This window comes from Peribacillus sp. NPDC058075 (assembly GCF_042885195.1).
Lineage (GTDB): Bacteria > Bacillota > Bacilli > Bacillales > DSM-1321 > Peribacillus.
Map to the genome: position 1 here is coordinate 3,541,936 of NZ_JBHVSL010000001.1, position 20,807 is coordinate 3,562,742.

Here is a 20,807-nt window from a genome sequence, read left to right on the forward strand (position 1 = left end):
TTAAACGTACATGAATGAATGCCCCTGTTCAACCAAATGGTACCGTTCATTCCCTGGAAAGCTTTATTTTTCCATAATTAGTTAATCACTAAGGATATGGTAACCCGATGTCCGCCTCATTTCTTTTTTATATGTTACATGTTTTAACAATTACTTAGTGCCTTCGCGGTGTTTTTCCTTAACTGCGCCTAAAAGGGTGATAGTTTAACGAATGGTTTAATGCAGGAAACAACGAGGAGGATAAACATGAAGAAAATATTATTAACGATCCTAACGGCTTCTGTATTCATTCTAGGAGTTTGCATGCCAACTAAGGGCGAAGCCGCTGCTTTGGATCGCACACTTTCATTTGGGATGAGTAATAGTGATGTTAAACAATTACAAGAATTATTACTGACAAAAGGGTTTTTTCCCTATCATGAAGCGACAGGTTACTACGGACCGATTACAAAAGAATCCGTAAAGAAGTTTCAGGAAAAATCAGGGCTGAAAGCCGATGGAATAGCAGGAACACAAACGAATCAGAAAATACAGGTCCTGAAAAGCGGGGATATGGGAAGGCCGGTAGCTGAACTGCAAAGGCTATTGAAAGCCTGGGATGTTTACTCATCAACGGTCGATGGCATTTATGGATCAGGTACAAAGCAAGCCGTTATCAACTTTCAAAAGCAAAAGGGATTATCCGCTGACGGTATAGCCGGTGCACGGACCTTCAGTAAATTAGAAGAAAGAGCCAGTTTAGCAAGCTCAGCCGTTAAAGAACTGACGGTAACAAGTACAGCATATACAGCGAGCTGCGAGGGATGTTCAGGCACTACAAGAATGGGCGTCGATTTAGAAAAATATGATGATGCCAAACTGATAGCAGTCGATCCGAACGTGATTCCGCTAGGCTCCATCGTTGAAGTCGAAGGCTATGGACAAGCCATCGCTGCGGACACGGGCGGTGCGATCAAAGGAAACAGAATCGATGTCTTCATTGCGAAAGAAGCGGATGCTTTAACGTGGGGAAGAAAGCAAGTGAAGGTAAGAGTCATTAAATAATGCATGACATAAATATCGTTTTACTATAAAAATAGATACATAACCAAACCGAAAGAGCATGTATGGAATCCATTCATGCTCTTTCATTCTGATCAAACCATTTTGTACATGATAATATCATCGACGTATTCATTTTCACTCATCTTGAATTCCTTTATTTTACGGCCTTCTTCAATAAACCCCAGCCTTTTATACAATGATATTGCCCGATGATTTGTAGAAAAAACTCCTAAACTCACCTTTTCAATCAACGGATGGGCTTCTGCCCAATCCAATAACGCTTCAATAAGCTCTTTTCCAATTCCCATCCCTCTGAAATTTTTTCTGATCATCACCCCAAATGAGCCCTTGTGAGACATTCTCTTCCTATTTTCCGATTGAAATACGATCCATCCAACCACTTCATCATTCATTTCGGCCACGATGATGGTTTCCCGTTCATTTTCCAATAACCTTCGTATCCAATCTCTTTGCTGTTCAGGTGTTTTATTGAACTCCTCCGATACGGCAATAAAATATTCGCCTTCGGAAATGACGGAATTCTGTACATCCAAAACCGCTTTCGCATCTTCCAATACACCAGTCCGGATCATATATGCATCTGACATTCCAATCCCCCTTAATGAACCATGTTCGGATCGAAGTGAACAATAGTTCGGCCTTCGATGATTCTTTGTTCGATTTTTTGAACGGTTTTGGATAATGAAAGATCCGCATTCTTCAAATCATACTTTTTATGAAAAAAGTTATATAACGTTAAATCCCTTAGTTTTAAAAATAGAGGAATCGTTTCGTATTCCACAGGTGCCAGGATATTTTCCGTCTCATACCCTTTTATGAATTCCCTCATGAACTTGGCAGCATATTCATCGAGCCCTTTTATCCCTTCACGTTCCAAACTCCACATCAGATAGTACAGAGGAATCGCCAAATCGCTGGCAAACCAGTGATAAGAACAGTCATCAAAATCAAAAACATGAATCCTCCCCTCATGAAAGTGGAAATTGCCGTTATGTATATCAGAATGAATCAAGCCAAAATTATCTTGATGAACGGGAAGGGCATTTAAATGCTTGTTGATTACTTCTTGTTGGTGAATCACTTGCTCCGGTACATCGGATTGATAGAGCTGGACATTCAATAATTCTTCTTCATACCAATCCAGCCGTTTATATTTTGCTTCAGCCTTATAACTTTTTGTTTGCTTATGCATTTGGCCAATGGTTCTTCCCCATTCAAAAAATAAAGGCCCGTCGAATTTTTCATCAGTGACTTCCATCCTAACACCAGGGGCTTTTTCAAACAGGCAACAATAAAATTCCGTACCATCCGAGCCCCTTACAACTTCAACTACGTTCTTTTCTTTCGAAGAGAGAACTTTAGGAATTTCACTTCCATTATTCTGTAAATGCTCAATCCACTTCAACTCAGCAAGCACTTGATCTTTTGTACGATGTGATTGATGTGTCATTCTTAAAATATATGGCGTTCCATCCCTGTAAACCTCAAATACGTAGTTCTCTGCATCTCCAAGTTTAACCGGATCCCCAGCATTCACTTGAAAAAAATCCCCAGCCAATTTCACCAATTCATTAGAAAAAATTCGTTCTACCGCTGCTTCCATGATCTTCACTCCTATTGCCACTTTATTAATAAAAACGATTTATACTATGCTTTATACGATACCAAGATGCCTTTTCCCTTTATTTGTATATTATTGTTTTTTATAAATTTAAAAGGTAAAGCTTTTGCATAATCATTTATTTACGGCTCCTCCATCCTTCTCAAAAAAAAAACGCCCTATAGGGCGCGCGTCCAAAATCAAGTTTCCTTTTCTTCTTCATTCGCTATTTTATTGAACTTCAAAATTGTTTCTTCGATTACTGGATTATTGAATTCCTCTTGGATGGCTGATTGTACAAATTTATCTTCCTCATTCATTTCATCCCAAGCATTAACTCTGAAATCTGGATCTCGACGATTTGATTTACCGTTTTGTTCCTCATTATTTGACATCTATCTTCACCTCTTATACATAGTAAAGTTCGAAACATTCATAAGCAGCAAAAGTATAACTTTTAATAATCTTCCTTGATTGAAATGGGTGACCCCGTTGATGTATGTTGATTAACCCAGTCAAGCGATACTTTTGATACGGCATCCCATTCAGGTATTTGAGCTTTATGTTGTTCCACCCAGCTCATGCAATATTGCGGATCAATATTGCTTTCTTCGGATTTTGCCAAGAATGACTGAATTGTGGTTTCCGTACAATTTTCCCATGATCCACATGTTTTCTGCCAAATATGTTCCATTTCCATTTGTATATTTTCGTTAGCCATTGGGTTTCCTCCTTAATTAAATGTTACTTTTTGATATCTTAATTAAGTATGTCCAAGGCTAAATAAATCATTACGAAAATTTGGTTTTTTAGCGAAAGAATGAATTTATAGTCGTAAAAATGATGAATAAACTGATTACGATTATACTCGTGAATCGGCGTTTACTCGTGAGTTTCAGCGATTTACTCGTGAGTTTTGCCGATTTACTCGTGAATTTCACGCATTTATTCGTGAATTTATTTTAAATTGATCTCTTCTTCATCCAATACACATAGTAGTCAAGGCGTATTACATTCACTCCATTTACTCCTCAATGGCACGAAAAAAAGCCGAATACTCAGCTCTTTCACGTCGTTTTTCTTACTCACAGCGTTTTTCTATATGAATAGCACCATTTATCAAAATCTATTTTCTCTTCATAGAAACGGTGGGCTTCGTTTCGCCCGATCCCAGATTCCAATACCACATATGCAGCTCCGTTTTCTTTTGCCCAGATATGTATATAACTTAATAACTTCTCTCCATATCCAAATGAGCGGTGTGCAGAATCTGTTACCAGGTCATAAATAAACACGTGGCGTTTATGATATAAGTTCACTCTCCAGCTTAAACCAGCCAAAGATAAAACCTGGGTATCTTTATATAAAGCAAACAAACAGTACCCGTCCTTCCTCACTTCTTCAAGTAACTCCAGATATGTTTTTTGAGTTAAGTCAGTACGTAACTGATTCATGATTGGAAAGGCTTCTAACCATTGTTCTTTTTTAGTCAATTCTTGTATTGATTCTGCCGAATTCATTATATTTTTGTAATCGTTTGCAGATGGAATCAGCGGGCATGACGATGTTTAACCGTACTTTTTAACGGCTAAAGTATGACTAGATCAATAGTTTAAGAGGAGGAGATTTCTTTGAATATATATGAACAGCAAAAAAATGGACAGCCCGGACAAACACAGGACAGACAGCCTGGTATTGAATCTCAGATGACTCCACTTCCGATTCAGCCAAAGGATTACATAGGGAGCGGTAAGCTAAAGAACCGCGTTGCCTTGATTACAGGCGGAGATAGCGGCATCGGACGTGCGGTTGCCATTGCTTATGCAAAAGAAGGCGCCCATGTGGTTGTGAATTATTTAGATGAGCACGGTGATGCCGAAGAAACAAAGCAGCTGATTGAAGCGGAAGGCGTTCGCTGCCTCTTGCTTCCAAGTGACGTTTCCGTGGAGGCTAATTGTAAGGAATTGATTAAGAAGACACTGGACGAGTTCGGAAAGCTGGACATCCTCGTCAATAATGCTGCAGTGCAATTCCCGACGGAAAACATTGAGGATATCACGGACGAGCAATGGGACAAAACGTTCCGCACCAATATTTATTCAGTATTTTACATGAGCAAGCACGCGGTCCCTCATATGAAACAAGGCAATTCGGTCATCAACACAACATCGATCAATCCTTACAGAGGACATGCAACTTTGATGGATTATACAGCGACAAAAGGAGCAATCGTCGGATTCACACGCAGTCTTGCACAGAATGTAGCTAAAAAAGGGATACGGGTCAATATGGTGGCACCAGGCCCGATATGGACTCCGCTCATCCCGGCGACGTTCGACGAACAATCCGTTGCCGAATTTGGTACCGAAGCACCTCTTGGCCGTCCTGGACAGCCGGCAGATCATGCTGGTGCCTACGTGCTGCTAGCATCTGATGAAGGTGCTTATATTACAGGACAGTGCATTCACATCAATGGCGGAATCACGATGTCCTCATAAACCCGAAACGACCGAAAAGCATGATGCTTTTCGGTCGTTTTCATTTTGAAATTTAATTTCCTATGCCGGGAGAATTCATCAATACAATTCTCCAACCATCCGGATCTTCAATCGTAATTCCAGATTTTTCCCAATATGGATTTTCCGGAGAAACCGGTTCACAGCCCATACCTTTCAACCTATTCGTGATTTCCTCAATGGTTTTACGTTCAGGAATATAAAAGACAAGCAAATTATCTTTTGATGGGGCAGGACAAGGACTGCCATCTTTATGTTGAGTAAACTCTAAATGATAGCTGGAATCAGGAAGTCCGATCATGATGCCATCATATCCCTCGTGCCCTTCAAAAGAACCGATTTTTTTCAAACCTAATCCTTCACAATAGAAGTTTACAACCTTTTTTAGTTGATCAGTAGGACGTGCAATCCGCATTTGCGCTACTTTCATATCATTTGGCCATTTACTTTCCATTATCCCATCCCTCTCTGAAAATCGAATTACATTTCTTCTTTCAAATTACTTTTACCAATATTCATGCCAAAGCCTAATGCAATAGCAGCACCTAAACAACTGAAAAGACAGCCAGCCCCCAAGAAAATGGATGGATCTGATTCGCCAATCATTACTGAAGCTATACCTCCAATTGCCGGAAAAAGGGCGACCATGTATCAACTTTTCGCCCCACCTATTTTTTCAACAAGCTTGAGGTAGAATAGCCAAGCTCCAAAGGAAGCGAATATAGTTAAATAGAACAAAGCAGATAAATATGTAATAGATGTCGGTAAAGTGACTGCTTGTCCTTGAATGAACACAATTGCCGCTAAAAGAATTCCTCCTGCTGCAAATCCAAGTACATTAGCATAGATGGGGTTCACTTTCTTCCTGGCATTTCTAGCCGAGCTTGCATCGCCCAATGCAGTAAGGATGGTACCAAGAACCGCCATCATGATACCCTTTATATCATTGAATCCATGAATATTATTTAAACTCGGATAAATAACCATACAAACAGCCAGCACACCAATGATCCCACCAATTAAGATACGTGAATGTAATGGTTCCTTCAAAAAAACACGAAGGGCAATGGGTGTTAAAATGACTTTCAATGAAAATATTAACGTAACCATTGCCGCTGAACTTAAGATAGTGGCGTAATAAGGCATAAATAGCTTAAAGCAAAATTACAAATTCCAAACACAATAATAAATGGAACATCCTTTTTCTTTGGTTTTCCTTTAGGTCTAAGAATGCACAATAACATGAAAAATAGGATTGCAGTCAAACCTAAGCGATATGTTAAAGATAATTCTAAACTCACAGGTGTACCTTGAATCTTAACGGCAATAAAATTAAGTCCCCATACTAATAAACAAAATATGTACATAAAGTTAGTCATAATAACATGACCAATTTGCGATATTGCCCACTTTCTATCAGTTTATTAAACTCGTCGTAAATGATTTTCCCATCCATAATTTAACCGCCTTATATTAAAAATCACATATGTAATAAAGTAAATATTACCAACCTAAAGGAAATTGTCAATATATACAAATACCGAAAAAGCCCTCCAGTTAATTTGGAGAGCTTTTCATTGGCTAACTACTATTAGCCTTTATAGCTAACTTGTCCAGTTTCAACCAATTCCTTCAGGCCCATAAACATTAAGTTCCAGCCATGTTCAGATCCATCGTGATACTCTCCAAGAGCTTTTTCGATATCGGATTCTGTCCAATTTTCTTCATGAGGAACGATGATTTTTTGTAAAAATGTCATTTCACAGCCCTTTTGAAGTTTTTTCAGTTCAATTGTAATTGTATCTACTGATTCACTGAATTGAGGCATTTTAAAAGTGAACACTAATTTATTGGGAGGGTCCATTTCAAGGTACTCCCCTATCGCCCGATAATCTTTTCCATCGCGATGATCAATAATTTCCCAAGTGCCTCCCACTTGAGGATCATTTTGTGCTACCTTATTTGTCCCTTCCAATGTAAAAAGCCATTTTCTCATCATCTCAGGGGTTAACCATGCATCAAAAACCATTTCAGGCACTACATCAAAATTCCTTATCATTTTTAAAGTGGTTGTTGAGTATTTTTCCATTTACATACTCCTTACGTCATTTTTACATACTTTTCAATTCTTCTTTTGAGACAGCACGCCAACCATGTGCTTCCAGTTTCTCCAAATACGTTTCCACCTTGGTTTCCTCAATTTCGATCGCAAGCGGGTGAAGTGATACAAAACATTCATTCGAAGCATAATTTATGGTAACCTTTACAACTTCTTATCCATTATGATAACCTGGATCGAACCCAGGATCATCGATTATATCCCCTTTAACGGGACGAATATCAGATTCAAATGTTTTCATCATTAGCCTATTCTTTTCTTGTTCTTTTCTTGATGTAATGAAAATCATTAAATTTATATTCATTGCGTTCTCCTTATCGCTATCCTTTAGCGCCCGGCAACCTTGCTTCTGAAATAGGAAAAATGCTGCCGCAGCTTATTGGGATAAAGCGCCTGCTAGTTCTTTATGACATTGGAATTCACTATTTCCTTTTTCATATTTTGAAAGGAATAGATATCATTTACAACTTTAAATAGTTCCCCGTTCTTGGAGAAAATCGCACTTCCATTTGGTATTGCATATATCTTTCGTTCATTTGAAAGGAGAAATAATTCTCCATCTATACGATCTTCGTAATGGACCTCAACGCTAAACCCAACTAATCCTAAGCCGTTGATCACTACCGTTTCTGGATAGTCTTTATCTTTTGTTATTATGCAATCATTACAGAAGGCTAATGAACCCGCACTATATCCGATGATTAAACCTTGAAAGTCTTTGATAATGGGGACAAGTCCTTTTTCTTCTATAACATGGATTAACCTTTCTGGCTTTCCACCAATAAAGTAAAGAATATCATGTTCTTTTATAGACTTTTTCATTTCTTTGTCTGAAAGATCTTCGTTTAATAAATCAACGCTTATATTATCCATGATTGAAAAAGCTTGTCTGATACTTGCCATCCAACTTTCATACCTGGAATTGTCGGTTGCAAAAGGAATGATTAAAAGCTTAGCATCACGTTTAATCATTTTTGAAAGTTCCAGGAACACCTCACCTAATTCATTATTCATGTGATTCCCACCACCAATAAAACAAATGTCCATATATGTCCCCCATTTATTCACATGCTATTCTCTTAAAATATTCTATGTAAATAGGACAATACCTCTATATGTAACCGCTTCTTCAGCTAAATTGCCCCGCGAATGCCATAAGAAAAAGGCTGCCTCAGCAACCCCTGTTATTGAACTAAAGCACCTGTTAGTTCATCAAGACTTATTGTAGAGTGACACAAACTGTGCGAGTAAGGTGATTAACAAAACTTAGACTTTTTGCTTGGAATATAGTAAAAAGCAGTGAGGAATTCCCCCTCACTGCCTCGTTTCTTTATTTTGTTAAAATCTTGGTGTATCTTTTTCGAAAATTAATTGAATTATTTTCACTAATAAAAGTTGAACCTAAAAGGAATGTGCCACCTATGATTTGAACAATTGTCATTTTTTCTTGTAAGATTACAGCGGAAATCAGTATAGCTACAAAAGGATCTACATAGCTTAGCATAGCAATACTTTGTCCCTTTAACTTTTGCATACCAGAAAAAAACAACCAAAAGCCAATACCAGTGTTAACGACGCCTAAGAGTATTATGAAAGGAATGGAAGATCTTGAGACTTCCAAGATACCCATTCCCTCAGTGAATATTACATAAGGAAAGAGAAGGAAAGCAGTTGTTCCAAGTTGAATGATTGTAATCTCTAACATGCCCATGTTTTGAATGAATTTATTTAATAACATTAACGCTGCGTAGAATGCAGCCGCAACTAACCCGAAAAGGATACCAAGTAGATCATCTTTACCAGAGGCGCTAATGCCGTTTCCAATAATCAACAACATGCCTAATATCGCTACACCAATACAAACAATTTTTTTAATTGGTAAAATTTTCTTAAGTACAAATGGCGAGAGAACCATGACAAACACTGGCGCAAAATAATACCCAAGTGTTGCATTAGCAAGTGTAGTATGATCGTAGGATTGATAAAGAAAAATCCAATTCCCTCCCAATGCAATCGCAGAAAGAAAAAGGGTAGAAGCATTAACTTTCGCTAATTTCCAAGGAATGGTTTTCTTCATAATGAAAAATACAAACACTAAAAATAGACACCCAATTGAACTGCTTAGAAAAGCTGTTTCACTCGAAGATAAATCAATGTATTTCACTACTAAACCCATTGTACCGAAAATAATCATTGATAATATAAACTGAATTTTAGATTTCATCGTCTACTCCTTCGAATCTGCGAAACAGCTTATATATTTCGCAGATTCTTAATCTGTTTTATATATAAGCGTATATAAAGGAGTAAACGGTGGTGGTGGCGATGTCGAAACGGGCTTTGTAATATATGGATTTATAAATGATATTGGCATAATAAGCCTCCTGATTATTCAATTTTAAAATCTTATTTCTTGAATGGGATATTTTTAAGGATAGTGCTCTCATTAAACATATAGAAGGTAACTATATTTATTAATGGCTTTGGTGTTTGATTTAATTATTTTTTGTTTCCTTTAATTACAAACATATTGTCTCTTTATTAATTCACGATGTAATACATCACCCATACGCTTCATGCCTTCAATGATTTGGTCTTCAGGCATATTCGAGTAATTTAAACGTAGGGTGTTCTTCTGTGTGCCATTTGGAAAGAATGGAACACCAGGAACACAAGCAACATTATTTTTCAAGCACTCTGTAAATATATGTTTGGAATCAACCCCCTCTGGGAGCTCAACCCAAATAAATAAACCACCTTCTGGCTTACTGTAAGACAAATTTTCCGGAAAGAATTCTTTTATGCATTTTAACATTTTTGTACATCTTGCTTTATATACTGCTTTGATTTTTTTTATATGCTCTTCCAGATCGTAAAGTTCCATATACTTAGCTGTTATCCTTTGAGCAAAGCTGTCGGTATGTAAATCGGCTGTTTGCTTGAAAGCCACGTACTTATCAATAAACGATTGATCTGCACAAATCCATCCAATTCGCATGCCTGGAGTGAAGATTTTAGAAAACGTGCTCATATAAATTACTCTGTTCTCCGTGTCAAAATGTTTCACCGGCGGGATTCCCTCTCCTGCAAACCTTATAGCTCCATAAGGATTATCTTCTACAATCAGTACATCGTATTGATTAGCCAGTTCAATCATTCTTTTACGTCTTTGAAGTGTTAATGTACGGCCTGTAGGGTTCTGGAAATCGGGAATAGTATAGATGAATTTTGCCCTTGGATGCTCTTGCAGTTTCCTCTCCAGCTCTTCCATTATCATCCCATCATTGTCCATAGCAACTTCCACAAAGTTTGCATTGTATGATTTAAATGTATTAATTGCTGCAAGATAGGTTGGGCTTTCACAAATAATGGTATCTCCTTCGTTGATAAATAGCCTTCCTGTAAGATCTATTGCTTGCTGGGACCCTGAAGTGATAAGAACATTGTTAATAGCAGAGGTAATCCCAATGGCTTTCATCCTTTGACAGATAGCTTCTCTCAACGGACCATAGCCTTCAGTGGTACTATATTGAAGAGAAGCCGCGCCCTCTTCATTCAATACGACATTGCATGCAACTTTAAGGGCTTCTACAGGAAACAGCTCCGGAGCTGGAAGTCCTCCCGCAAAAGAAATGACTTCCGGCCTTTCTGTTACTTTTAATATTTCACGGGTCTCTGACGAATTAACTAGACAGGCCCGCTCAGCAAATTTATTTTCCATTTGTAAACATTCCTTCCTTTAACATTGAATTTTTTTACCTAAACACTTCCAAATTTGTTGTAATATTCAGATTTTTTATAATAGACTTATTCCAATGATAGGTCTATGACACCAAAATTAATATTTTCTTTATCCACAACTAAGTTTGAACTATCATAACACGTTAAAAAAAAGCCATACAATATAATTATTGTATGGCAAACAATATTTATTTTACTTTTCAATTAGTTCTCTAAGTATAATAAGAGCCTTTTCAAGTTCCTCTCTCGTTTCCGGAGCACAAATCCCCACACGTACTGCATTTGCTGGTGCTACATTACCTACCGCAAATCGCCCTCCACTATATACCTGTACACCTTGTGCTGCAGCTAGTTGTTCAAATTGGTCACCTGTATACTGATGCGGCAGATGTAACCAATGAAAAATCCCTGTTTCCTCACCTAAACAGTTCTCTTTACCTAAATAGCGATTAACTAATTGATTGCGAGCTTTTGTTTCCTCTTTATGAAATGCAACAATGTTTTCAAACTGATTCGAAACAATTACTCGTGATGCTAACTCTGCAAGTAGTGGCGATACGGAAATATTTAAATTATAAAGAGCTTTTCGAGTAGAATCCAGGTATTTTAAAGGAACTGCCACATAAGCAAGACGGAGTCCAGGTGCCATCGATTTCGATAAACTCGCTATATAAATCGTATGCTCAGGGGCATATGTCGCTACAGCCGGCAACACTTTTTCTTGGATTAAATGGTACGCTCCATCTTCAATAATAAATAAATTATACTTTATAGCAATCTCAGCAATAGCCTTACGAGTTTCAACGCTCATCGTATATGTCATCGGATTCTGATAATCTGGAATAATATATAATCCTTTAATATTTTCATTTTTACATGCATAAAGCAGTGCTTCAGGACTCATTTCATCAGATTCTGAACGAATTGGTACAAGCTGGATTCCCAGCATTGCGGCTGCTGTCTTTAAGCCTGGATATGTATGGTGATCTACACCAATTCGATCTCCATGCTGACAAAGGCCTGCAAGTGCTGCTGTGATGGCATTTTGTCCGCCAGTAGCAAGTAAGATATGCTCTCTAGTCGTTTCAAAACCGGCAAATTTCAATAATTTAACGCCTGCATCTTTTTGCCAAATCGCATCGCCTGGCCGACTGTAACCAAACCATCTCGCACAATCTGATTCTTGTAACATCGATTGCAATAAGTCAAATAAAGGTCCATACGACACACGGTCTGGTAAAATTGCTCCCATTTCAATTAAATGCTTTGGCTTTTCTTCTGCAAGCAAATAAGCGTTCGAAATTGCATCATACGAAACATAAGTGCCACTACCAATGGTCGCACTGACCAGTCCTTTTAACTCAGACACTTTAAAAGCTTTCGAAATCGTACTTAGATTCACTTCTAAGTAATCCGCTAACTCCCTTTGTGGTGGAAGTTTCGTGCCAGGCACTAAGCGCCCCTCTATAATGTCATATTCTAACTGCTTAGCTAATGCCTGATAAATCGGTCTGTCTTCTCGATTTATTGTCGGCTTCCATGTCATTGGATAATCCTCAAACGAATTAATCGGCACATTCCTCATCCTTTTTCATACAATCATTAGTCATACAATTATAAAATTGTATGGCAACAAATTCAAATCCATACATTCTTTTAAAATTTTTTACGAGTAGTGTGCGGAACGCTCGTGCCATGGAATATACATACAGCATGGAGGAAAAGAACCCATTAGTGGAAAAAACTGTGGAGTTACTTGCAGCCTCTGACCTTTTTATCCATTATTAACATTCCTTATTAATTAGAGCATTACTCCTTCTTCAACAATCCTGCCATTTAGCTTAAAAACATTTATTTCATATTTTGATCATTTGCACAATCAGTTACTCCAGAATAGGCCAATTAAAGATCAAACAGTACTTTACAACTCCTGCTCCTTTAGTTCCATAAGAAAAAAAGGCTTGCCAAGCACCCGTTAGTTGCATAAAGAAAGACCTGCTTTAAAGACAGCTCCGATCTTCAGCAATGGTCCGTTAGTTCTAAAAGCTCTTAAAGTCCACCTTGTTCTAGACCGTCAATTTTTATCCCCCTACTCCACTCGCGATCGATTTTTAATTCATTATTGCTGGTGGATAGGGTTAGTTCTCCTTTTTTCTCATACATTTTAGATGAGCTCCCGTCATAAACTTTAAATGTCGTTGTATATAAGTAATCGATTGTGCCATCATCATTTTTGCTTTGTTCTTTAAGTTTCACATCTTGTACTTCAATACTTTTATTAATTTGTTTGGATACCAATTCTGGTATTTGATATTTACGGTTAGCGATTTCAGCATTATATTGATCTTCGGTTAAATATCCTTGAACCTTTTCTGCGATTTCATCAAATTTCGGGGGATTGGATGGATCTTTAACCGTATATAGATCTGTACTATAATCTTTAAATAATTTTTCTGCCTCTTCTTCTTTGACCACATTTTCCTCTTTAACGGATATTCCTTCTTTTTCTTCACCGTTTTCTTTGACGACATCTTTATTACAAGCAACTATACCAAAAAACAATATAGACAAAAACAATATACTAAGAATTTTCTTTATGATAGACACCTCATTCCCTCTTCAAATGAACCTACACTATATATTCTATACAAGTTATGAATCACCCTTGTTGAACTAATCTTCCCCTATTATTCCATAAGAAAAAGCTGCATCTTAAGATAGTTGAACAAAGAGCAATCACCTTATTCAGCCATTGGTCTCGTGCCTTACATTTTTTAAAGGCTTATTATCAAGAAAAATTAAAGTCAATAATTTTGTCCTTAAACCTTCTAAAAGCACCCTTCCCCTTAATTGAATTTTAAAATATATCTTGCTTTCTTTCATTACTAACAGTAAAGCAAAAGTCTTCAATGATCTCCTATTCATTTATTTCATATTTTGTTGGGAGTTCCTTGTCATTATCAAAGTTAACTTCGTGTCCTTATGGCTAACCGAGATGTGATCGTTAAGCGTCTTGTTAGCTCCATCAACCAAATTAATCGCTGGGTGGATGTTGTCTTTCCCTATCCGTCTTCAACTATTCTGCCTATTTAGCTCTATAAGAAAAAGGCTGCCTTAGCAACCTTCCCCATGAACATTTTACATATTGAATACAAGTAATCTCTTATTGGCGTTGCATAATTCTTATATTTAAAACAGACCGACCTTTCTAATTTAAATTATGTTCAATTATGCTGTTTAAGAGATACCTTTAATGATTTGAGTTAAGCCCTCACTAATTGGTGTAGCTGACCGTCCAAGAAGTTTTTCGAAATCATTGCTTTCTACTTCAAGGGTGCCTTCTCGAACGCCTTTTTGGATATCAATGAGCATAGGAATAAGGAAATCAGGTAAGCCAACACTTTTCATAATATCAGCATAAGTAGCATCATCAACCTGTTGAACAGGTACTTCTTTACCCAATACATTACCAACTGCAGTTGCAAATTCTTCCTGAGTCAATAACTTGCCAGAAAGCTCATAGATTGTATTTTCATGTCCGTTACCAGATAGTACCGATGCCGCAGCTTCTGCATAATCTTGTTGTAGTGCCCATCCTACCTTGCCATTTCCTGCTGATGTCACCCAAGGAGCTCCTGCTTGAACACCTTGAATACTTGAAATTTCATTCTCCAAATACCAGTTGTTGCGTAAGAAGGAGTATGGAATGCCTGTTTTCAGAATGGATTCTTCTGTTGCCTGATGCGTTGGAGCAAGAAAATTTTTACTTTCCTTTGCATTGGCCAAGCTAGTATAAGCAATAAATTTAACTTCAGCACGCTCTGCCGCAGCTACCGCATTTGAATGCTGGCGGATCCTTGTTTCATTGTCTCCATCCGCAGAAATAATTAACAAGCGATCAATTCCTGCAAAAGCTGAATCCAATGTTTCTGGACGATCAAAATCTCCTTGACGTACGTCTACTCCGCGAGTTCTTAATTCTTCAGCTTTCTCTGGATTTCGCACACTTACAGCCAGTTGATTAGCTGGTACAGTTTTCAATAAGGTTTCTACAACTTTCGTTCCCAACTTTCCTGTTGCTCCTGTTACTAATATTTTCATTTGGTATTCCTCCAATAATTTTTTATATTCAAATTAAACATCCATTAACCTGTATCTAAATCTAATACATGTATTTATAATAGATACATGCAGTTGTCTTGTCAACCAATTTATAAACCCTTTTATATTTTCTTCAAATTTTAAGGTATAATACGTTGTAATCAAATTAAATACGTGATTAATCTGTATAATAAACTTTGCGATGAAGTAAAAGGTAGGTGAATGATATGTCCATCAGCAGCCGATTTACCGTTGGTGTTCATATATTAGCTCTTATTGAATTAAATAAAGAGGGAATAAGCTCATCGGAGTTCTTAGCGGGGAGCGTAAACACGAACCCAACCTTGATAAGAAAAATTATGGGTATGTTAAAAAAGGCAGGGTTAATTGAAGTACAACCTGGTATTGCAGGGGCAAAACTAGCCAAGGAACCTTCTTATATAACATTACTTAACGTTTATAAGGCGGTCGATGTTGTGCAGGAAAAAGAATTGTTTAGTGTGCATGAAAATCCGCACCCTGATTGCCTTGTAGGCAGGAACATTCAAGATTCGATCACTCCTGTGTTGTCAGCAGCTCAATTTGCTATGGAAAAGGTACTGGAGAATGTAACCATTGAAGATATTACTAAGAATATTGTTGAAAAAGAAAAACTTAAAATACAATAATAAATTAATAAAAGACATTCTTGAAAACAGAATGTCTTTTTTTCGTAGTCAAAATCCCTTCTTTAACCTGCCCTGCACCGTTTGTTGCATAAAGAAAAAGCTGCCTTATAGACAGCTCCGATCTTCAGCTAACGCACCCTTTAGTTCAACTACAAAATTTATTATTATCCTATTACTTCTCCCAAAGCTCTATACGTCTTCCCTCTGGATCTTCAATCCAAATAAACTTTCCAAATTCATTAATCGTCTTTTCCATAACAAGGGGAACACCCATTTTTTCTAGATGTTTGATACTGTCATCCAAATTTTCAATTTGAAAGTTTAACATCACTTGTTGTTCTGTTGGAAAATAGGGGTCATTTTCAGAAAAGAAGGAAAAGATCGTTTCATTGCCTGATTGTGGTGTAATAATGGTACCATTCCAATTTTCAATTTCAATTTTCAGGACTTTACTGTACCATTTTTTTATATCCTCTAGATTTTTAGTCCTCCAAAAGATTCCTCCAAAACCCTTTATTATCATAAGAATCTCCTTCCTATCCCATTAGTTATTAATTAAATTCTAGTTTTGAAAGCGAATTCCTTCTTTCACTAACCTGCCAGTTAGAACAATTTAAAAAAGGCTGCTTCGGTTATATGTAATTCCATATAAATGTTATTTTATGGGGGTTTTATATAGTATTTAATAAGATGTTGAACATTAAAACAAGTAGAAACAAAAGGGATAGAAATCTATCCCTTTATATTTATGCTGACCTCATAATGACCATTTACCACAACAACTCAAAGAATGTAATTGTAAAATTTTCAATTTTAAATTTTAGCTCTGTTAAAGTAAATTGTTGATTTTTGAGAAAAAAAAAGACCACAATTTTTGTGGTCTTTGCTTTTCCTTATTCAATTAACGCACCCGTTACTTTGTGACCATATCGCTAAGATTGAGGGCAGTAAGAATGAGTTTGAACGATTCCAAGCCCCCAGAATTAACACTGAATAAGGAAGGCAGAAATTATGCCATTAATGTGAATGATGAAGAATTGGATAAATGGAGGGATAAGGAATGATACCTTTTACGACTGCATTGATAATCCCTGTTGTAACCTTCTACGCAATGATCAAAGGAATCCATTATATGTATAGTGAAATGACTGGAAAAGAAAAACCGATTACGTCCATTAACCTTCGCCAATGGAAGGACGGATGGGGATGAATAAAAAATTAGTAAAATGTAAGTCTGCGTTGATAGAATAATTGAACATAAGCAGAAGGGTTCGAGAATCTTTAAAAGATTTCGAACCCTTCTGTTTTAATATGTGAGTGTCCAGTCTAGTTTACGGGATGCGCGAAAAAAAAACGAGTGAAAATATAATTTCTGGTAATCAAAGTTTAAGAGATTTTTACAAATAAAAAAAGTGAAGAAGGAAAATCCTTAGAGTGGCTAATATGAGTTAGCAACAAACCTACATTACATGTCATTGCGCTTGTTTTTATGAGAGATATATTTTTTTGGTATCGCAACATTATACGGTACATTGCTATGTCCATAGCTACGATGAATCATCATATACAGTAAACCAATACCTACAACTATGACTCCTGAAACGAGCACGATATAGTTATCATACCAAGGTGCATCTGGCGTTCTTGGCCAACACATGTTGATCATTGCGATGATTCCGTAGACAAGCGCACCAATATTGACGGGCAGTCCCCACTTGCCCAATTGATACTTACCACTTGGCTTCCATCCTTTTAGTCTAGCTCGAAGTGCAGCAAAGACAACCATTTGGAATCCAAGATAAATGCCAAATGCCGCAAAACTGATTACCTTTGTGAGCGCATCTGTAGACACTTTTGATCCAAGCACAATGAGGGCTGGGACAATTGCGGCAAGAAGCAGCGCATAAGGTGGAATGTGACGAGCAGCCGAAAATTTCTTTAACAATCGGCTTCCTACAATCATGTCATCACGGCCATAAGAATAGGCAAGTCTGCTTGCTGCCGCTTGTAAACTCATTACACATGAAAGGAAAGAAATCAACACAATACCCAGTACAATCTTCGCACCAACAGCACCAAATGCATCATTTAGTAAGGTATCAACAGGCGTTACGTCCTTACCAGCGATAACTGCTGGGATATCCGCAACTGATAGTACTAAAGCAAGGCAAACAAAAGTTGCTGCAGCACCGCCAATGTAAATGGTCCGACGCATTGCCTTTGGGATAAGTACACCTGGATTCGGTACTTCTTCAGCAACATCACCACAAGCTTCGAACCCATAATATTGAAAAATTCCAATTAATCCAGCTGCTGCAAATGCATACATGTAGCTATGACTACCTTGAGCACCAAAAGAATCAAAAAGCACATCAAGACCGTGCACCCTTTGGGTGATAAGCAACCAAAATCCAACTACAAGCGCACCGATAAGTTCAGCAGCAAAACCAATAACTGCTGCAGCTGCGAGAACCTTTGTGCCCAGAAAATTGATGATAGTCGATAGTGCAAGAAGGACTACTGCACAAAGAATCGCGGAGTCCACCGATACTTCAAAACCCAAAACTTGTGCTAGATAAGGTCCAGCTCCGTACGCGACACTGGCAATCGTCACAAGCAAGGCCATTAAGTAAACCCAGCCAGTCATCCACGCCCACTTGCGCCCCCATAGTCTTCGTGCCCAAGGATAAACTCCTCCTGCAACAGGGTATTGCGCAACAATCTCACTGAAGACAAGTGCGACTAGTAATTGTCCAAGTCCAACGATGAAAAAACTCCAAATCATAGGTGGGCCACCCTGCGCAAGTGCGTATGCAAATAGTGAGTACACACCTACTACAGGTGAAAGATAAGTGAACCCTAGCGAAAAGTTTGCCCACGGACTCATGTCGCGGCGAAATTCAGATTCATATCCAAGCGATGCCAGTTGTGCAGCATCACTATCATAATGTTCTGACGCAGAGCCTCCAATTTTTTTATTCAGATTTTCTTGCATATTTGAGCCTCCTTAAAATGGTAGATATATTCTTATATGCAATTGCTGCGCCAATATAAAAAATAATATAAATATTCAGTTAATTACATTTTGATAGAGGTAAGCTTTACAATTAAATTCCAATTTTGATATTTTGTATTCAACTCTGAAATAATTTTAAGATGGGGGATAGATAGGGATTTTATGCTAAATAACTTCCATCTGTTATTACTTTTTAATCATTAATGCATAATTTATTCATAACTTCATAGGAACGTGGAATTGTTGGGCAGAACCCTAGCTTTTTAGTAAGTAGTTCAGATAACGTTGAGAAAAAGCCAAATAACAAAGTAAATAACATACGAATTGGCAAGTTAAATAGCAGATTAAATAACAATATAATTAGCATAAAAAACACTTGTGTACCCAAGTGTTTTTGGTCTTTAATGTGTAATTCTTGTTCAACTAACGCACCCGTTAGTTCATTTATGATTCTCGACTATATTTAAGTGGAATTAGTTCACCAATTTTAGTTTTCTGTAACTCGCCATCTATATCTAAAACAACAAAACAATCTGGTGAATAATCGGAGATTAATTCCCTACACATCCCACACGGACTTACTACTCTTAACTCTCTATTTTTTTCATCTGAATAAGGATGTCTAACGGCAACAATTGTATCAAAGTATTTTTCTCCGTTTGAAATTGCATTTCCAATCGCGATAGCTTCAGCACATACTGTAATCCGTCCAATGTATGCTTCTATATGCACCGCAGAAACAATATTTCCCGACTTTGTTTTTAACGCTGCTCCCACATGATGCCTATCATCTTCATAGAGGTGAGTAATTTTACTTTTAGCTTCATCAATTAATTTAAAATCATTTTCTGTTAAAGGATAAGTTTTCATAATTTTTTCCTCATTTTTTCTTATTTGTTTACCCACTTTATTTTTATTTACAGTACATCTATATTCTAACTTAAGAAGTGTTTTTTTTATGAAAAATTTAAGATATCATCATGTTTTTACCAAAAATCCTTATTGAACTAACCTGCCCCGATAGTTCCATAAGAAAAAGCTGCCTTAAAGACAGCTCTGATCTTCAGCTAATGCACCCGTTAGTTCTTTAAGGAAACGATCCTTATTAAAGGAACCCCCCCATTGTTGAAGACCGACGAACTTCTATTATTTATGTATCCTTGACTGATAAATCCATTGAGAAATTGATATAATTCTTCTAATATCAAAAATTGTACATTCTAAAAGCTGCCTATAGGCGGACTTCTTATGGCGCTAGCCTGTATTAAACAGAAAACAATTAGGAAAAAATATTATTCTTCTGATGGGTTAACAAATAAAGAATCGGTTTGAGAAATTACACATAGCTTTTTTCCTTCTTTTTCATAGATTGTCATTGCCCCTTCTTGTGATTTTTTATCCCACCCCCAAAATTTAATAACCGTTAAATAATAAAGTGGAAGTCCGTTTTCTTCTGAGGCTGGTCCCCATTTATATTCTTCATACATATTTTTATCGTCTTTTCTTATTAATTTGGCCCCTAATGGTATCGGGAATCCTTTATTTATTGCTGATTCACTATAAGATAAGAAAAAATAACTAAACATTGAAACTAAAATAACTATACTAATAATAAGAATAATAGCTTTTTTCTTTCTAAACACACAAATACTCCCCTTTTTACGGCCCTGAAAGTGCCACCTGTTTTAATTATTTAATCTCCCTCTATAAATTTTACTTTTAAATACAATATTTTAATCCACATATCGATAATAACCTACTTCAATAATCTGTCCCATTAGCTGTATAGGGCGTTTTTTGTTTGAATATGACAATACGATAATTTTTAAAATCATACTTTAAAAAGGCAGCCAATTGTCGGCCTTTTTATGAAGCTAACGCACCCGTTAGTTCATTAAGGAAATTCTGTAAAATAGCAAAATTAATTAGTAAGCCATTTCATTAGATAAAACATAATATATTTCATCCCTAAAATGAAGTA

At 37.0% G+C, this 20,807-nt stretch carries 23 protein-coding genes and 1 pseudogene; 5 read left to right on the forward strand and 19 right to left on the reverse strand.

Going from position 1 to position 20,807, the window contains the following annotated elements:
• Positions 1–246 precede the first annotated feature (246 nt).
• Positions 247–1,044 (forward strand): peptidoglycan-binding protein, encoded by a 798-nt coding sequence (locus ACFVS1_RS17575; RefSeq protein WP_387549103.1) that lies wholly within the window; start codon positions 247–249, stop codon positions 1,042–1,044.
• A 92-nt stretch (positions 1,045–1,136) separates the two neighbouring features.
• Here ACFVS1_RS17575 and ACFVS1_RS17580 read toward each other — a convergent pair whose 3' ends face one another.
• The 4 genes from ACFVS1_RS17580 to ACFVS1_RS17595 all read right to left on the reverse strand — a co-directional run bounded on the left by ACFVS1_RS17580 (position 1,137) and on the right by ACFVS1_RS17595 (position 3,386).
• Positions 1,137–1,652 (reverse strand): GNAT family N-acetyltransferase, encoded by a 516-nt coding sequence (locus tag ACFVS1_RS17580; protein ID WP_387549105.1) that lies wholly within the window; start codon positions 1,650–1,652, stop codon positions 1,137–1,139.
• Between the two features lie 11 nt (positions 1,653–1,663).
• Positions 1,664–2,668, reverse strand: a complete 1,005-nt coding sequence (locus tag ACFVS1_RS17585) for a phosphotransferase enzyme family protein (RefSeq protein ID WP_387549107.1) — start codon at positions 2,666–2,668, stop codon at positions 1,664–1,666.
• A gap of 197 nt (positions 2,669–2,865) precedes the next feature.
• Positions 2,866–3,060, reverse strand: a complete 195-nt coding sequence (locus ACFVS1_RS17590; protein WP_352927287.1) for a hypothetical protein — start codon at positions 3,058–3,060, stop codon at positions 2,866–2,868.
• Between the two features lie 62 nt (positions 3,061–3,122).
• Positions 3,123–3,386, reverse strand: a complete 264-nt coding sequence (locus tag ACFVS1_RS17595; protein WP_352927289.1) for a hypothetical protein — start codon at positions 3,384–3,386, stop codon at positions 3,123–3,125.
• 122 nt (positions 3,387–3,508) lie between these two features.
• Between ACFVS1_RS17595 and ACFVS1_RS17600 the strand changes: the two genes are divergently transcribed.
• A complete protein-coding gene (locus tag ACFVS1_RS17600; protein WP_387549110.1) occupies positions 3,509–3,631 on the forward strand; it encodes a hypothetical protein in 123 nt (40 codons plus the stop codon).
• A gap of 119 nt (positions 3,632–3,750) precedes the next feature.
• Here the strand turns inward: ACFVS1_RS17600 and ACFVS1_RS17605 are convergent, their stop codons facing one another.
• On the reverse strand, positions 3,751–4,119 hold the full coding sequence (locus ACFVS1_RS17605) for a GNAT family N-acetyltransferase (RefSeq protein WP_387549112.1): 369 nt from the start codon (positions 4,117–4,119) through the stop codon (positions 3,751–3,753).
• Between the two features lie 177 nt (positions 4,120–4,296).
• On the opposite strand from ACFVS1_RS17605, the gene ACFVS1_RS17610 reads away from it, so the two are divergent.
• On the forward strand, positions 4,297–5,163 hold the full coding sequence (locus ACFVS1_RS17610; RefSeq protein WP_387549114.1) for an SDR family oxidoreductase: 867 nt from the start codon (positions 4,297–4,299) through the stop codon (positions 5,161–5,163).
• A 52-nt stretch (positions 5,164–5,215) separates the two neighbouring features.
• Here the strand turns inward: ACFVS1_RS17610 and ACFVS1_RS17615 are convergent, their stop codons facing one another.
• The 10 genes and pseudogenes from ACFVS1_RS17615 to ACFVS1_RS17660 form a co-directional block, all read right to left on the reverse strand.
• On the reverse strand, positions 5,216–5,635 hold the full coding sequence (locus tag ACFVS1_RS17615) for a VOC family protein (RefSeq protein ID WP_387549116.1): 420 nt from the start codon (positions 5,633–5,635) through the stop codon (positions 5,216–5,218).
• A gap of 26 nt (positions 5,636–5,661) precedes the next feature.
• A pseudogene (locus ACFVS1_RS17620) lies at positions 5,662–6,560 on the reverse strand (DMT family transporter).
• A gap of 212 nt (positions 6,561–6,772) precedes the next feature.
• Positions 6,773–7,270: an SRPBCC family protein gene (locus ACFVS1_RS17625; RefSeq protein ID WP_352927300.1), complete on the reverse strand. Its 498-nt coding sequence runs from the start codon at positions 7,268–7,270 to the stop codon at positions 6,773–6,775.
• A 184-nt stretch (positions 7,271–7,454) separates the two neighbouring features.
• Positions 7,455–7,604: a hypothetical protein gene (locus tag ACFVS1_RS17630; protein ID WP_387549118.1), complete on the reverse strand. Its 150-nt coding sequence runs from the start codon at positions 7,602–7,604 to the stop codon at positions 7,455–7,457.
• Positions 7,605–7,696: 92 nt separating this feature from the next.
• A complete protein-coding gene (locus ACFVS1_RS17635) occupies positions 7,697–8,347 on the reverse strand; it encodes a Type 1 glutamine amidotransferase-like domain-containing protein (protein ID WP_352927305.1) in 651 nt (216 codons plus the stop codon).
• A gap of 283 nt (positions 8,348–8,630) precedes the next feature.
• Positions 8,631–9,524: a DMT family transporter gene (locus ACFVS1_RS17640; protein WP_387549120.1), complete on the reverse strand. Its 894-nt coding sequence runs from the start codon at positions 9,522–9,524 to the stop codon at positions 8,631–8,633.
• Between the two features lie 291 nt (positions 9,525–9,815).
• Positions 9,816–11,021 carry an aminotransferase-like domain-containing protein gene (locus ACFVS1_RS17645; RefSeq protein ID WP_387549122.1) on the reverse strand — a complete coding sequence of 402 codons (1,206 nt, stop codon included), beginning with the start codon at positions 11,019–11,021 and terminating at the stop codon, positions 9,816–9,818.
• Between the two features lie 213 nt (positions 11,022–11,234).
• The gene (locus ACFVS1_RS17650) at positions 11,235–12,617 is read right to left on the reverse strand and encodes an aminotransferase-like domain-containing protein (RefSeq protein ID WP_387549124.1); all 1,383 of its coding nucleotides are present in this window, start codon (positions 12,615–12,617) and stop codon (positions 11,235–11,237) included.
• 473 nt (positions 12,618–13,090) lie between these two features.
• Positions 13,091–13,648 (reverse strand): hypothetical protein, encoded by a 558-nt coding sequence (locus ACFVS1_RS17655; protein WP_387549126.1) that lies wholly within the window; start codon positions 13,646–13,648, stop codon positions 13,091–13,093.
• Between the two features lie 630 nt (positions 13,649–14,278).
• Entirely contained in the window at positions 14,279–15,142 is an 864-nt protein-coding gene (locus tag ACFVS1_RS17660; RefSeq protein ID WP_352927314.1) for an SDR family oxidoreductase, read from the reverse strand.
• 227 nt (positions 15,143–15,369) lie between these two features.
• On the opposite strand from ACFVS1_RS17660, the gene ACFVS1_RS17665 reads away from it, so the two are divergent.
• Positions 15,370–15,810 carry an Rrf2 family transcriptional regulator gene (locus ACFVS1_RS17665; RefSeq protein ID WP_352927333.1) on the forward strand — a complete coding sequence of 147 codons (441 nt, stop codon included), beginning with the start codon at positions 15,370–15,372 and terminating at the stop codon, positions 15,808–15,810.
• 172 nt (positions 15,811–15,982) lie between these two features.
• Here the strand turns inward: ACFVS1_RS17665 and ACFVS1_RS17670 are convergent, their stop codons facing one another.
• Positions 15,983–16,330, reverse strand: coding sequence for a VOC family protein (locus ACFVS1_RS17670; protein ID WP_352927336.1), 348 nt, complete (start codon positions 16,328–16,330; stop codon positions 15,983–15,985).
• A gap of 540 nt (positions 16,331–16,870) precedes the next feature.
• On the opposite strand from ACFVS1_RS17670, the gene ACFVS1_RS17675 reads away from it, so the two are divergent.
• The gene (locus ACFVS1_RS17675; RefSeq protein WP_387549128.1) at positions 16,871–17,020 is read left to right on the forward strand and encodes a hypothetical protein; all 150 of its coding nucleotides are present in this window, start codon (positions 16,871–16,873) and stop codon (positions 17,018–17,020) included.
• Between the two features lie 255 nt (positions 17,021–17,275).
• Here the strand turns inward: ACFVS1_RS17675 and ACFVS1_RS17680 are convergent, their stop codons facing one another.
• The 3 genes from ACFVS1_RS17680 to ACFVS1_RS17690 form a co-directional block, all read right to left on the reverse strand.
• Entirely contained in the window at positions 17,276–18,697 is a 1,422-nt protein-coding gene (locus ACFVS1_RS17680; RefSeq protein WP_387549130.1) for an APC family permease, read from the reverse strand.
• 573 nt (positions 18,698–19,270) lie between these two features.
• Entirely contained in the window at positions 19,271–19,696 is a 426-nt protein-coding gene (locus tag ACFVS1_RS17685) for a cytidine deaminase (protein ID WP_048684121.1), read from the reverse strand.
• A 422-nt stretch (positions 19,697–20,118) separates the two neighbouring features.
• On the reverse strand, positions 20,119–20,469 hold the full coding sequence (locus ACFVS1_RS17690; RefSeq protein ID WP_387549133.1) for a hypothetical protein: 351 nt from the start codon (positions 20,467–20,469) through the stop codon (positions 20,119–20,121).
• Positions 20,470–20,807: the final 338 nt, after the last annotated feature.

What these genes read in the sequence shown, in the direction of transcription:
- ACFVS1_RS17685 (WP_048684121.1), bottom strand. Translation starts at nt 19,696, where the DNA reads ATGAAAACTTATCCTTTAACAGAAAATGATTTTAAATTAATTGATGAA.
- ACFVS1_RS17675 (WP_387549128.1), top strand. Translation starts at nt 16,871, where the DNA reads ATGATACCTTTTACGACTGCATTGATAATCCCTGTTGTAACCTTCTAC.
- ACFVS1_RS17595 (WP_352927289.1), bottom strand. Translation starts at nt 3,386, where the DNA reads ATGGCTAACGAAAATATACAAATGGAAATGGAACATATTTGGCAGAAA.
- ACFVS1_RS17605 (WP_387549112.1), bottom strand. Translation starts at nt 4,119, where the DNA reads ATGAATCAGTTACGTACTGACTTAACTCAAAAAACATATCTGGAGTTA.
- ACFVS1_RS17635 (WP_352927305.1), bottom strand. Translation starts at nt 8,347, where the DNA reads ATGGACATTTGTTTTATTGGTGGTGGGAATCACATGAATAATGAATTA.
- ACFVS1_RS17585 (WP_387549107.1), bottom strand. Translation starts at nt 2,668, where the DNA reads ATGGAAGCAGCGGTAGAACGAATTTTTTCTAATGAATTGGTGAAATTG.
- ACFVS1_RS17625 (WP_352927300.1), bottom strand. Translation starts at nt 7,270, where the DNA reads ATGGAAAAATACTCAACAACCACTTTAAAAATGATAAGGAATTTTGAT.
- ACFVS1_RS17630 (WP_387549118.1), bottom strand. Translation starts at nt 7,604, where the DNA reads ATGAATATAAATTTAATGATTTTCATTACATCAAGAAAAGAACAAGAA.
- ACFVS1_RS17660 (WP_352927314.1), bottom strand. Translation starts at nt 15,142, where the DNA reads ATGAAAATATTAGTAACAGGAGCAACAGGAAAGTTGGGAACGAAAGTT.
- ACFVS1_RS17665 (WP_352927333.1), top strand. Translation starts at nt 15,370, where the DNA reads ATGTCCATCAGCAGCCGATTTACCGTTGGTGTTCATATATTAGCTCTT.
- ACFVS1_RS17590 (WP_352927287.1), bottom strand. Translation starts at nt 3,060, where the DNA reads ATGTCAAATAATGAGGAACAAAACGGTAAATCAAATCGTCGAGATCCA.
- ACFVS1_RS17640 (WP_387549120.1), bottom strand. Translation starts at nt 9,524, where the DNA reads ATGAAATCTAAAATTCAGTTTATATTATCAATGATTATTTTCGGTACA.
- ACFVS1_RS17680 (WP_387549130.1), bottom strand. Translation starts at nt 18,697, where the DNA reads ATGAGTCCGTGGGCAAACTTTTCGCTAGGGTTCACTTATCTTTCACCT.
- ACFVS1_RS17645 (WP_387549122.1), bottom strand. Translation starts at nt 11,021, where the DNA reads ATGGAAAATAAATTTGCTGAGCGGGCCTGTCTAGTTAATTCGTCAGAG.
- ACFVS1_RS17575 (WP_387549103.1), top strand. Translation starts at nt 247, where the DNA reads ATGAAGAAAATATTATTAACGATCCTAACGGCTTCTGTATTCATTCTA.
- ACFVS1_RS17615 (WP_387549116.1), bottom strand. Translation starts at nt 5,635, where the DNA reads ATGGAAAGTAAATGGCCAAATGATATGAAAGTAGCGCAAATGCGGATT.
- ACFVS1_RS17580 (WP_387549105.1), bottom strand. Translation starts at nt 1,652, where the DNA reads ATGTCAGATGCATATATGATCCGGACTGGTGTATTGGAAGATGCGAAA.
- ACFVS1_RS17600 (WP_387549110.1), top strand. Translation starts at nt 3,509, where the DNA reads ATGAATAAACTGATTACGATTATACTCGTGAATCGGCGTTTACTCGTG.